The following is a 13,468-nucleotide window of genomic DNA, read 5'->3' as shown; positions in this document are numbered from 1 at the left end:
CTGTCCAGAGTCTTGGTTAGCAGGAGGCACCATGAGCAATTTCCCTATCGTTGCTACCGTCCTATCCATGGTTTTGGGCCTTTCTGTGACACGCCTGCTTCTAGGGGCGCTGACCGTCTTCCGAATCCGTCGCAACGCTGCTCCAGATTGGGTGGCTCTGGTCTGGGCGGTCATGCTCTTCACCACTCAGATGGATTTCTGGTGGGCGGTCAATTCGCTGCCGCAAGTCAGGGCGACCTTCTCGTTCCAGGAGTTTTTGCTGTTGGTGCTGCTGGCACTTGCGCTGTTCGTTTCCTCGGCGCTGATCTTGCCCAGCCGCAGCGAGGACGAGCGCGAAGGGCTTCGCGTTTACTTCGAGCAGGATGGCCGCTACGCGCTGTTATTCTTGTCCGGCTATTACCTGCTTGGGTTCATCGTCAACATTCTGTTGTTCGGCGTTTCGCCCATGGCGCTTTGGGGCGCGTTTGACGTGGTCATGATCGTGTTTCCGCTGTGTGTGTTTGCCGCCAGATCGCGCAAGGCCTATGCGCTGCTGACCGTGGCATTCGCGCCTCTCAATATTGCAGACCTGGTGATATCGCTAGTGACGTGACCGAGGTCTGGCGCTGCGCGGGATTGAAGAGGCATTGGTTAATTCAGCCGCGAAATCGCCGACCCGGTCTTTGCCAGGATGATTGATGGGCCGGCACTGGAGGGGATCCGTCAGTTGCTCACACTCTGCGGCAGTGGTGATAAAAGATCGCGTGCCCGCTGGCTTTGGTAGGCGAGGGGAAGGCCGACGGGATCAGTTGGGCGCTTTGAACGTTGGGTTCATGGAGCGCTTACAGTCGTTCAATTTGGATGCAGAGCTGAACGCCATGGAGCAGGCGGGCAGGGGGTGTGTAATCTCCAACCCGCACGTGTTCACGACTGACCGGCATCAGGCGAAGATTATCAAAGGCTTCATTATTCGAAGGCAATGAACGGAGTGCCGCCGATCAATACCACGTCGCTTGCGTCTCGCGTGCTTTCGGGGTTCGGCAGGAATGTTGCTTTGGGAGGTGTATATTCGGACACCGATAGCACTGTGGTTCCCAGCGTGCCGTTTTTGGACAGATTCCGGGGCTGAAATGGTTGATCAGCAGCACGCCGACTGTGATGCCTGAAACCGAGCTAGTTTCGTTGCTTACACCGCGGCTGGTAGGTACGCCGATATAACTACACTAAATGACTATTTAGCATAGTTATATTATTTAGCTATTAGAGTGGAGTAGGGCAGACCTAAACTTTAAGAGGGTTTTCCGGCCTTTAAGAGAGCCTGGAAAGCTTCTGCAGTGGCTTGTTCCGCCTCTTTGATTTGGTTGAGAACCGCCATAAGGTGCTGGGAAATTTCTTCTTCTAACGCCGAGTCTGGTAGATCAGCTAGCAGGCTGGACATCTTTTTTAGGCGGTTCACTTGTGAGAATGCATTCGCAAGCCTGTTGTTGACTGTCTCGCTGAAGATGTCAGCTTTATCTAAGAATTGAGATGGTAGATCGATGGTGATTTTCGACGCTTGAGCAGCCAAATATTTTCGGGCGCTTTCATCATTTCGCACGTCCAGTAAGTATGTTTGGTCGCTATCAGAAGGCACCACATAGCATCTGAATTTTGCGATTTCTATCTGGGTAGCTCCAACCGGTGTGGTCATGATCTGAGCTAGGAGCTTCGCGCTTGCGGCCCGTTCACGTTTTCTTTGAGCCTTGTCAAAGCTCCAGATAATAAGTGCGATGATTGCAGCAGCAGCCGTTGCGACAGCAGCCACAGCATCCCAGTCGATTTTCCATTCTGTGCAAAGCCACATGCAATTTCTCCGTCAATTGGTGAGGCAACGTTTGTCGGGCGGCAGTCAAGCACGCAGTGATCTCAGCATCGCCAAGCTGAAAGCAGGAGGCGCCGTCAGGCTTTAAATCTGACCACCAGAGCCCCCCAACTCCATATAGGAAGGTTCGCATAATGCATATTATGTTAAATAGAGTATTGTTTTCCGCGCTGCGGGTATTGTGTCCACTTCCACTAATCCCCGGTCTGTCACCGTCGCGAATTGCGGACACTTTTACCCCATCAACCCTTTGAGCCCTCTACTCACGTGGCTTCAAGCGACTCGGCATTGCTGACATGCGCCTCCATTCCGACGAAATGCGGACACTTTTGCTATCACACGATTTCCGTAACCCACTGATTTTACTGGGTCGCACGCTGATACGATGGTTTGAACCGTTCTACCCAATTCCTCCGCTATCTGGACACTCGTGACCACTGCAGCACTGGCGTCTTAATTGCTACAATCCTTGTAATTCGGGGCTTCCAGTGACATCTGCACAAAATACGGACACTTTCCGAGTCGCGAGCCGAATCGCATAATGTGGACACTTTCCGAGATTTTTAGCCTTGGAAAGATACCTACGCCAAAGTGAACTCAGCGTTGCTTTATGACCTCGAAGCCAGGAGCGCCAGGGCCTGCAGCCATGCTGGCCTGCAAAACCCTCCGTTTCGGTGTTCTAGGTGCACCTAGCGCTCAGCTGAGCCATGGAGCTCTTTTTGAGTGGATCTGACAATAATGCGGACACTTTCCGAAGGTCCAGTTGAGAGTTCATGAAGCTAGAATCCCATTTTTCCTGGCCTCGGGATGTTTTGCACTTAATGCAGACACTTTCCGAAAGCGGCTAAAATTAAATTAACGTGGACACTTTCCTCAGGCCGCCGCTTTGGGGCTACGACTGTCAATACTTAGTCAATATTGATCGAGCCGTACGTTCGAAAATCAATTTAAATTATTGATTCGTGTAATCAGCAGCCCCGTATTCGTTGGGCGGAAGCTGAACCTTGGAGTGGAAAAAGCAATATATGCTATATATTAACAACAGTGCTGCAGCACAATTATTTTGAAACGCAAGGATTAATAGCGCTTACTGCGCACAGGCCAATATGTCAAGTCCTGACTGGCATTTAGCAGATGAATGGGCATGGCATGTTTGTGGTTGCGACCGGCCTAACTTGTGGATATCATCCGCAGACTCCCATTAACTAGGCCCGGCGATTGAGAGTAGGTTGTATAGGAAAGCGAAAACTTCCTAAAACAGCCAGACTAGGAAGTTCTCAATCGCTAAGTAAGGCCACCTTTTCTCGGTAAGTTAGATGCCCTGCACTCCCCAGCCAATCTTTGAATCTCACGGTGACTTTGTGGATCAAGATTTCACTCTGGGCCGGCCATCCATCGCGAGCGTCGACCAGTACCTGGAGAGCTTTGCCGCAGAGCTGAAAGCCATCCCGGGCTTCATGGCCGTGCGTGGCTATCTGCGGTGTTACGCGGACAACGCGCTTACCTATAGCACTTATCGTGGGCACGTCGAACGCCTGCTGCTGTGGTCGCTGATCATCCGTGAGAAGCCCGTCACTGAACTGAAAAGGCTGGATGCGGAAGCTTTTCTGGAGTTTTGCAAAAACCCGCCAGCCAGTTGGGTTGGCCCCGTTGTCCGCAATCGTTTTCTTACCAAACAAGATGATGCTTTGGCTTTGTACTCGGAAGTTGGTCATAATCCAAAATGGAAACCTTTTACTCATCGCGCGCCTAAACAAAATAAAGCGCTGACTGAGGATGTTGATGAGTTTCGGTCTGCGGACTATCATTCATCCAAAGGCAGCATGAGTAATGTGTTCAAGGTCGCTAATGGCTTTTACGAATATTTGGTCGAAGAAGAACTCGCCAGTTCCAATCCCTTTCGTAAGGTCACAAAAAAAGGACAGTACAGTTCATCCCAGCAGGAGTCGAACTCTTCCCGCGCGCTAACACCCTTACAATGGGATTACGTGATTGATACAGCGGAAACAATGGCTGAAGCTGAGCCTAAAAAACATGAACGCACCTTGTTCATTCTCCTCACGATGTTCAGCATGTATCTACGTATATCGGACATAGTTGGGCGTTCCAATTGGCAGCCCACCATGGGTGATTTTCGTTTGGATGCCGATGGAAATTGGTGGTTCCATGTGGTGGGTAAAGGAAACAAGTCCGGCAAGATTGCAGTACGTGATGAGTACGTGGAGAAGTACCTAAAGCGCTATCGCACATTCATTGGGCTGGGCCCATTGCCGAGTTACCAGGAGAAGTCGCCGCTTCTGAAAACGCTAAGCGGCCGCGCAGGTCTCTCTGACCGGCAAGTACGCGCCCTCCTCCAAGCCGTGTTCGACAACGCGCTGGTACGCATGCGCGATGAAGGGCGCGAGCCCTACGAAATGGATAGCCTGCGGGTGGCATCGTCTCACTGGCTTCGCCATACCTCGGCCACGTTCGACGCGCCGTTCAGAAGTGCCAAGGATCTCCAGTACGACCTGCGCCACTCGAACTTGGCTACGACTCAGAACACTTACTATCACTCGCATGATCAAGAGCGGGCACTGTCCGTGAAGCGATTGGGGACACGGGATAGAGGCTAACGTTTACGGCGGTCAAATCGAAGGAGTACAAATGTATTCCTTCGTCTCAATCATCGTCGCTCAACAACTGAAGCCTCGGTCAGTGGAAAGGCATCTCGTCAGGGTCTTAGACTGGCTTCGCGCCGAGGAGCGATCAGGGCGCGGTTGGGATACCCACAAAAGAGGCCTTAATCACTTCGCGCAAAATTGCTAAAGCACTTAGAGAGGTTGAGCATGCCCCGCTTCGATGTTGACCTGTGCCGAGTGTCTCGTGAGCACTACATCACGGGGAAAGCAGCCATCAATTTTCCATGGCCAGAGACGACTACAGGCGGCTGGCATCATCTTTCCTACTGGGATAGGGAAGCTGGCCAGGTCAAGGTTTCACTCGCGGGAACCCATTACCCCGACACCTCAGTCTATTTTGGTGAGCTTGGCATCTTGGACGCTATCCACGAGCTTAGTCGACGCGGCTGGACGATCGATCACGAGATCTACATAGCTGATCATTTTCGTGCCGCTGCAGATATGGTTCTCGCCTGGGCGTTCGGCCAGTCGAAGCACTGCAATGTCGAGTTGTCCGACTGGTTTCCGGAAGACCAGGATCGATGCTACATCCTTCAACTGCTCACCTCTGCCACCGACAAAATGAGCAACTCACAGCGTGACCGTATCAATCAGTGGGCTGAGTCACAGCTTCGGCGAACTGGCTGATTTACATACACTGTGCAGTTTTGAGCTACCGTGGCCTGATCTCACCCACACTTTTCAAGATCATACGATGAAAGAGCTTCGAATTGCCGCAGAAGTGCTTGAACGCCTCAGTCACAACCAGGACGCCCTAAGAGCTGCGGTAGAAGAGCTAGCGAAATGGGTAGGTGATCGTGGGGCAACCTCAGTTGTTGGCAACGTCAACGGGGCGCTGGCCACAATGGACGACAATATAGATGCAGTGCGCAACGGGATCGCTGAGCTAGTAGCGGCAAGCGTGAAGCCGTAGCGAGCCGTCCCGACTCGATGAGGCGAAGTTTTTAGCTTCAGGTCAGGATGTCGTAAACCGAGCCACCGTCGTGCGCCGATGGCTCGGCCCTTCGGGCGTCCATCCGTCACGCCTGCGCGCTCCGCTTGCTCTCCCATACGCCTATCCTCGAGTTCGGTGGATATCTGAGCTGCCCCAGCAAACTCTTCCGCTCAGGCAATGCCACTCGACTAAGCTGGAAAGACAGCCAGGTATTGCTTGAAGGACAGTTCTCACTTCGAGGGTGCAAAGGATATGCGCAAGAAAGGTCAGTCTTGGCTTCTGCCGCTGCTGGTTCTATTCGTCGTGCTCTGGGCGATTGGCAAGAAGGATCCGCCTACAACTGAGCCTGCCGTCAGCCAGGCGCCGGTGAACACCTTGGCAACGGTCTCTTCACCAGCGCCCCGGCCAACACAAGATTCTGCACTAGAACACTTCGTCAACGCGGACAAGCTGAACCTGCGAGCTCAGCCAGGTGGGAAGGTAATTTCCAGCCTCAAGCGTGGCGAAAAGGTGCGGGTCTATGAGCAGAAGGAGGCATGGGCTCGCATCAGCCTCGACGGCCAGCCCCAGCGTTGGATTTCCTACAAGAATCTCTGCAGCGGATCGAATTGCTTCGCCACCTCGCAGCCGAAACGAGATCGCCCCGCTCCGCAACCAGCGCGTAGCACATCGCCAGAATATGGTTCATCGTGTCCCTGCTCTTCCGGCCGAGTTTGTATAGGCCCAAGAGGCGGGCGCTATTGCATCACGTCCGGTGGTAACAAGCGGTACGGCGTTTAGTTGCCTTGCTCATGCTGATGCTGCCAGTCAAGGATTTGGCCAACCGTTTTCTGAGGCCAATTCTCCTGCAACGACCTCAGCGCTGCGTTGGAGGTGATCATAGGTACCTGCGAAGTGAATGCTTCAATCTTCCTGCCTGGCCGTGCGAACTTGAGACGACTGCGGCCGAGAAGAAGCCTTATTGCTTGCCCAGGCTTTCGGGCGACGCTCAACCAGTGCCGCCCATAATCGGTCTCGCACCTGCGCGACAACTGCTGCTCCACTTCTCTTAATCGACGATGCATCGACTTGGGAGCTAGGTGCTCCCACCACAGGCGATTCAATCTGACCATCGAGCTATGACCCTCTGAGTTGTCAACTTGTCATTCACACCCAACGCGACGAGGCAACATGAAGCGTTCCAACAATTCGATCTGTAGGGCTAAAGTCGTTTCCGGCACCGAGTTGAGTCGCATTGCTCCGCCAGTAAATGCATTCTAGTAAAGGAGCCCCACCACAAAGGAAAAACCATATGCTCAAAGCGGCAGCTCAATTCGTTGTAGGCGCGATCAAAGAAGAATTTGGACACCCCTCCTCCTTAGTAAAACTGATTGCCAAGGAACCGGGCCTCAACAAGCCATTGGTTGAATACGACAAAGGTATTTCCAGCGATGAGGTCGTGAAGTGGCATGAGTTCGGCAACCTTTCTTATGAACGTAACCGCCCATGCAAAGGTAGCCTCAACGGATTTGGGCACTGCCCAGGCGCCAATCGAAACTATGGTGGCGTGTCGGTACGTCGTGAAGACTTACTCAACCTCGGCACGACTCGAGAGGTGGAGAGATGGGAATGCGACATTCAGGACGTAGATGGCTTTTCGGCTTCCAAGTCAGAGCTCCACTTGTTCAAAAGCATGGATGCGATGGTGGAGAAGAACTCGAAAGAGATGATTGATGAAATCACCCCAGAGAAACTAGCCGAGAACTTGGCTTGGGATGAAATCCGAATTATAAGCCGTGTGGATCATGACTTTTTTCAGACCTGGTCGTGGGATGGGCGAGTTTTCTTGATGAATAGCGGTGGCTCCCATCATTTTGCTGCATCTAAGTACATCGCGAAACGCCTCAACATCGAGGTACCTCTAAGTGGTAGATACCGAGTTCACGGCATCAATCAGGTGGCTTTGGAGAGCCTCACTCAAGATTTCGAAATCTTCGTGATGTCGTCTTATCACACGCATCAAATGTGCTTTCACAGAGCCATGCAGAGCTTCAAGGCAACCTACTACTGGAAGGATCTGCCACGTCCATACACTGATCAATGTGCGGTTTTCCTACCGAAGGCAGAGAGAAGGTCAGCCAAAGTCGCCGAGATTTTACACGCGTCAGCTTTCCAAGACCTCGGCCGCTACCTGAAAGATATCAGCACGCGCTGACTCGAGAACCGCATGGGACTTCCAGCTATTTTAGGGAGTCCTGTTCGCGAAATCACAGCCGTCCTGCGACTTTTTCTTCAACGCATTCAGCATTCGCTTTACCTCTATTTTTTTGGTTCAAAACGATGGTTTCCTCATAAACTGGATAGCCTCAGTGTGGGTCGACACTTGATGAAGATGAGGCAATTGAGAAACTCCATTCGGAAGTGCTGTGCAACCATTGTCGGTACGTTCTGGAAAAGGATCAGCGTCGCTTCCGGCCTGCTTGGCTCGAAGCGGAAGTCTTGATTCTTGGGGGCGTCTGTCGTAAACCGAGCCGCTCGCCAAGGCGACGTCCCGGCCAGATGGACTTCCATACTCGCGTCTCGCCCCCTAGGCCTGCGCGCTCCGTTTGCCTCCAGATTATTCCGAGCCGATTACTCCACCAATCGCCTTGCATCCCGAAGGAATGGGGGGCCAGCTACTGGGGCGCAGCAATCGCTCTTGAATCGGCGGCTGCATAGCTGCCCCCCTAAACTCCGCCGCCTTTGACACACTTTTTCAAGTAGGTCAGCCCTGCATGTTCTCATTCACCATCAATCTGACTAGCCTCCGCCTGATTGGCTTCGATGGCTTTGATCGCGGCAGCTCCTCCTCGCTTGGTGAGGTCTATGCCGATGACCTTGATGTCTTCAACGTTAGGAAACCTTGAAGCTATGGCCAACCAGTGTTCTTGCAATGCGATTACTAGATCATTAAACCCGACCCGGCCTTGGGTGGGCGTCTCCCACGTGGCCTGACCTCCACAGTTTACCAGCAAGAAGATGCCGCAGCTTGAGCTAATATCGCGGAGGTAATCCCCGCAGAGTTGGTTCTCGAGTCGTTCGAAATGCCCGGGGCCGCTCCAGTTCTGTGAAAGCTTAAGTTCGACAGGCACGGGCGCGTAGTACTGACTGTTTTGGAATCGATAATCAGGCCTTTTGTCATCGGCGAGCTGCTCTTCCTGCGGCACGACGTAGCGTCCCGCAGCATTATCCCTCAACCACTTACCGATGAACTTCCGAATGGAAGTCTCCTGATTGGTCTGGATCAAAATTTCTGCGTAGCTCGAATCGCTATCTTCAAGATCATGCTTTAAGTCCAGAAGTCGATCGATCGCCAGATTCCAGAGGTCACGGTGGGTGGATGGAGTGCTTTCCAGCGACTCATGAAAATCGACGACCTTCGATGGTTCCCACGGCGGCGTCTGCGAGTCGGCTGTAGCTTTTTGCTGAGCGTAGAATGCGCTCCAGGGACGTAATCGCTCCGCAGGGTGGGCCTGTGCGATTTCCTGCAATGCTAGGAATGATTCCTTCCCAGGTGTCTCTCGGATAAAAGCTAAAAGCCCATCACGAGCATTCTGGGCATCGTCCCTAAGTCCTGGCGAATAGACCCCTTTTCCTGCACGGTCAATGTCTTCTGCAATACGTATGTATGTGTGCATCAGCAGATACAGCGATTTGACATGCTCAACCGTTTTGTAATTCTGCCGACAACGGCTGACAGTGCGGCTTCCGACAATGGCAATCAGGCAAAGCATGGCGAATGTGGCTTTTTCCTCATCTGAGGATAACGAGTCGATGCGAGCTGCTAATGCCGGGATAGCATGCGCCGGCCCCACTCCAACCCACACGGCGTACCAGGTCGGCGCAATCTCCGAATTGAGCTCTTCTATGGCACGCTTGCTGGCGAGCTCGGCCAGTACCTCATCAACGACCGACGACTCCTGCACAATGCTCAGCATGAGCTGGAGCAACTCAAGGTCACTTATGTGCTGTGCCAGCCGGGCCATGAGCGGAGCAGCAAGCTCGTCGTACATCCAGCCCCCACTCCAGCGCAGTCTCTGTAGCACCCGATTGCCGCCTAACTCCAAACGTGGCGTATCCATCTCGTAATTGATTTCACGCAGTACGACTTCTTTGATAACTCGCGGGTGTAGCCCGAAAAGTCTGGGAAACCACTCCGGAAAGCCGTTCAGTTCAAGCAGCCCATAGCGAGCTGCGTACTCAGCGTTATCAGCGGACATCTGCGAGAAGCGAGATGGCTCCTCTTTGGCCTCAATAGCGAGCCCAGTCAACCCAAAAATCACCTGGTATGGGATCGAATTGGCAGGAGCCCCCTCGGATGGCAGAGTTGGGCAATAGCCCCGCCAGAAATTAACAGCGCCGGTACGAAACGCTTGGGCAACTGGCAGGCCGAACTCAGTTATGAGCGACTGCCAATTGCCGCTGCTCCAAGTATTTGACGACGATGAGCCCTCACGCATCTGTTCCATTAGGTAAGATTGGCTTCGAGTCATCACGCTTGGCTTGGGGCTATTTATCAGGGCCACTTCAGCGGCGAGCCCCTCCTGCCAAGAGCGACGACGCTCTGTCTCTTCAGCTTTTCGTTGGGCGGCTTCCTCTTTCCACTGAGCCTGCTTGATTTCCCACTCCTCAACTTTTCGCTCCGGTGGGTTTAACAAAATTTCAAGCTTCTCGCGAAGCTCGTCGTGGGCCTCAGTTGCTTGCCTGAGCTGAATCTCCCAAGAGGGTGGTTTCTCATGCTGTATGTAAATGTTGAAAGCCATACTGAGCGCCATCAGCCGATCATGAATATTCGTGAGGCTAGCGATGTGGTCGCAGGCGAGGCTAAAGTTTTGCCTATTCAGCGACCAGAATGGCCGAAAACCAAGCAGCTGCCAGACGTGAATTACAGGTTCCCCTCGATGCACTCGACCGTTACGAGCTAGTCCAACGTCATACCAGAACAGCTTGTAATCGAGCTCCGGCCAAGTAGGCACGATCTCCCGGAGTTTTTCTCCGAGCTCTCGAGTTTCTCGCTCATCATAAATGTGCGCTTGGGCCAGCTTGCTCAGAATCGCGAGGGCCGAGTCATCAATCGCAAACGGGGCTCGTGCCTGGAGCAAACGGAGCACTGCCATACCAGCTATCTCGGCTAGCCAGCCGTACCTCTTAGAGATAGCACTGAAACCGTGCTCTTCAGTTGGAGGCTTGTCTAAAAGCACACCGAGCCCGCATATGAGGGCTGGCAGGTTTTCTAGCGGACAATCCATTGCCAGGGAAGAAAGCTTCAACGCTAGGGTATCTCTACCGCTATAGCGCTCTTTCTTCGCACTTCTCTCGATTGCCTGTAGCAGCCAAGGTAGCCATTGACTATCGAGCGCAAACCCATCAAGCAGCTCAGCTAACCATTCCCGGTTAACTTTGGAGTCTCCTGCCAGCAGCGCTAGGCGCACATCGGCTACATCCTGGGCCGTCCCCAGGTCGTTAACAGCTCGGATTGCTGCCAAACGAGTATGTTTGTGCTGAGCATCGAGGGCAAATTGCTTAGTCTCTGCAAGTGCACCCACCACCTCACCCTGCCATACCATTCTTAAAAGGAACCAGGCGATGTCATCGTTGGTACGGTAAAGCGTCAGTAGCTCTTTGATGTCTTCAGTGAGATCGTGGTGCGCGAATCGCTGTACGGCTGAATAGTCAGTCATCGTCCAACTATGAGCCGGCTGCGCCAAGTGCTCGCACGCTTTACGCAGCACCTTCCGACGTGTACTCAGTGGAAGCTGTCCAGGATCGCCTCCCTCAAAAAATACTTCCGGAGCAACCTCCTCTAGCCGTGTACAAATGGGCTCATCCAACAGCGCAAGCCAGGGCAAAACTGGACGCATCGAAGGATTGATAACCTCCAGCCCGTATTGTGTACAGAAGAACAAGTTCTCGATTTTGACCCGCGAACCTGCGCCACGTATCAGCTCGTGGAGCCATTCCGCTGTTAGGTATTCTCGGACAGTACGATGGTGAAAACGAACCGTTCCATAGATGCCCGGCTCGAAAATTGGTCGATTCAGCAAGGCTGCTGATTCTGTGTCATTCCAATCCGTCAGCACGTCGCGAATGGGAATCCCACTTTTATTGGTCTCACCATCAGGGACGCGGATCGCAGACGTTTGCCCTAATGTTGTTGCTGCTGCAATTAATCGCACGCCTTCTCTGAGCCTACCTGGAGCAATGGGCCTAGATTCGGCTCGATCTTGGTCACGCTCTTCAAGGCGGCGATTAATGCTGCTTTTCATGAGTTCCAAGCGCGAGCCTATTCGATGGTGCTCGAGCCAAAAGTCGACGAGTTCCAGGAAGTCTAGAGGGCGCGTGGTTAGTGACCATGCTTCCTTGCGCTCAACTGCGGAACGAAACGCTTTGATGTCTTGGATGCCAGTGGCATTTAAGAAGCGATCAATCTGCTCGTCATGGATGTCGTCCAACGTCACCAAGAGGAACGACGTATCTGGCTCCGTTTTGTATGGAACCGTTTGCACAACGTCCTCAAAACCATCAGTTGTTGTGGAAGGAGCTTGCCGAGCTACGGGCCCAAACGCAAAAGCCTTTTCACAGATCGCAAGATCCGTCTTTGCGCGCCATGCTGTGCTTCGTCCAGTGATGATTATGTGCGCCAGGGCCACAGTGTTTTGGGTCAATCGGCCAAGTCTTCGGATTGCGCGCTCGAAATCTTTCGGATCATTTAACCGAGCCTCGTCGACTGAATCCATCAGCAGCCAGCCCTCAGTGCCTGAATCGAGCCAGCTCTCGAACTCATCAAACGTCCCCACCTCGAAGGCGTCCTCCAAGTCTGAAGTGACGTTCTCAATACGTAGAAAGAATGAATTTTTGCCTTGGCTCCTGAGCTGGCAAGCAACGTTTCGGATCTCAGCAGTTTTACCTGATCCCGCCTCGGACAGCAGTATCACCCGATTATGAGTTAGCAAGTCAGGCCAGCGGAGCTCTCCCTGCCGGCTATGCCTACCGCTTAGGTCGACATCGTCAGACGCATCAGCATCAAGAGGGATTTTGGAGAAGGTGCGATCAAGGTCAATGAAGGCGTCCGAGTGCTTGGTCATAACGAGTCTCAAAGCAGGTCAGGAGCAGTCCAGACGAGGGCTGCAGAGGCTCCACCATCCTACTCGAATGCTGTCTCCGCCGGTGACCTGTGCTGGGAGATCGACTTGTATTCCGAATCCCATCATGGCGAGAGCGGCCTGATTGCTTTGACGTGTCATGGTGCTCACACCGCTCGATACCATCGAGAACATTACCTGATGAAGGCAGAGCTCAAAGCGCTGTGGTCACCTACTACCGCTTGGGGCTGGCGATCAGCGTGGAAACAGTGGCTGCGTCTGGCCGATGAAAGCGCAATACCGGCTCTGAAGCAGTTTGCCAAACGGCTGAAGGGCTACTGGCGTGGCATCCTGAGCAGGGTGCGGTGGCCTATGTCCGCGTAATACGCGGACACCATCGGCCTTAATGCTGGAGTTCGGAAGGTGAGTTCGCCGGACGCTTACTGTCGTGCGACAAGGCATAGCGAAACTGATAGCGGCGAGCGTAAAGCCTTAGGCGGGCTCCTGCCCGAATTACCGATGCACTACTGAGACGGAAGTGTGCCGATGGAGCAGCACCATCGAGAATTCGGCTGGACGCCGACTATTGCGCCACCACGTTAGATTGCTTGTGCCCCTTTCAGATCGGATCACCAGCCAAATAGCAGAGGGGTTGATCTGGAGGCAGGGAATCCATGCACGACAATTGCCTGGGCGAGCTCATCGATTTCTGAATAGCCGTACAAGTGGCAGCTAGGAGTTGACAGACCAAAAGTCAGTCTTTTCCATCAGCTCAAGTAACTGAGAAGCGCTCGGCAGTTCGAGGGCCAAGCCGCCCCCTTCGCAGGGGCACCCAGACGAACGGCCAAATGATATCACTGCTTGGGCTATGTTCCTCGATTACGGCTTCTCGATTTGCAGAACAATAATTTTA

At 53.2% G+C, this 13,468-nt stretch carries 8 protein-coding genes; 6 read left to right on the top strand and 2 right to left on the bottom strand.

The window, feature by feature from the left end; translation table 11 throughout:
- Positions 1–31 precede the first annotated feature (31 nt).
- The gene (locus tag CXQ80_RS11145; protein WP_101319358.1) at positions 32–592 is read left to right on the top strand and encodes a hypothetical protein; all 561 of its coding nucleotides are present in this window, start codon (positions 32–34) and stop codon (positions 590–592) included.
- Positions 593–1,267: 675 nt separating this feature from the next.
- Here the strand turns inward: CXQ80_RS11145 and CXQ80_RS11135 are convergent.
- Positions 1,268–1,822, bottom strand: a complete 555-nt coding sequence (locus CXQ80_RS11135) for a hypothetical protein (protein WP_101319354.1) — start codon at positions 1,820–1,822, stop codon at positions 1,268–1,270.
- 1,334 nt (positions 1,823–3,156) lie between these two features.
- Here CXQ80_RS11135 and CXQ80_RS11130 point away from each other — a divergent pair.
- The 4 genes from CXQ80_RS11130 (at position 3,157) to CXQ80_RS11110 (ending at position 7,649) form a co-directional block, all read left to right on the top strand.
- Positions 3,157–4,455: a site-specific integrase gene (locus tag CXQ80_RS11130; protein ID WP_101319352.1), complete on the top strand. Its 1,299-nt coding sequence runs from the start codon at positions 3,157–3,159 to the stop codon at positions 4,453–4,455.
- A 213-nt stretch (positions 4,456–4,668) separates the two neighbouring features.
- A complete protein-coding gene (locus CXQ80_RS11125; RefSeq protein ID WP_371918904.1) occupies positions 4,669–5,148 on the top strand; it encodes a hypothetical protein in 480 nt (159 codons plus the stop codon).
- 559 nt (positions 5,149–5,707) lie between these two features.
- Positions 5,708–6,235, top strand: coding sequence for an SH3 domain-containing protein (locus CXQ80_RS11115; protein ID WP_101323020.1), 528 nt, complete (start codon positions 5,708–5,710; stop codon positions 6,233–6,235).
- A gap of 511 nt (positions 6,236–6,746) precedes the next feature.
- On the top strand, positions 6,747–7,649 hold the full coding sequence (locus CXQ80_RS11110; RefSeq protein ID WP_256585743.1) for a DUF6685 family protein: 903 nt from the start codon (positions 6,747–6,749) through the stop codon (positions 7,647–7,649).
- Between the two features lie 565 nt (positions 7,650–8,214).
- Here the strand turns inward: CXQ80_RS11110 and CXQ80_RS11100 are convergent.
- Positions 8,215–12,558, bottom strand: a complete 4,344-nt coding sequence (locus tag CXQ80_RS11100) for an NACHT domain-containing NTPase (protein WP_101319346.1) — start codon at positions 12,556–12,558, stop codon at positions 8,215–8,217.
- Here CXQ80_RS11100 and CXQ80_RS25015 point away from each other — a divergent pair.
- Complete coding sequence (locus CXQ80_RS25015) at positions 12,547–12,939, top strand: transposase (RefSeq protein ID WP_256585742.1); 393 nt, start codon at positions 12,547–12,549, stop codon at positions 12,937–12,939. The two genes, CXQ80_RS11100 and CXQ80_RS25015, sit on opposite strands and share 12 nt — an antisense overlap.
- Positions 12,940–13,468 lie beyond the last annotated feature (529 nt).

This window comes from Pseudomonas sp. 02C 26 (genome assembly GCF_002843585.1).
GTDB lineage: Bacteria > Pseudomonadota > Gammaproteobacteria > Pseudomonadales > Pseudomonadaceae > Aquipseudomonas > Aquipseudomonas shirazensis.
This window is presented reverse-complemented; position numbering and strand designations above follow the sequence as displayed.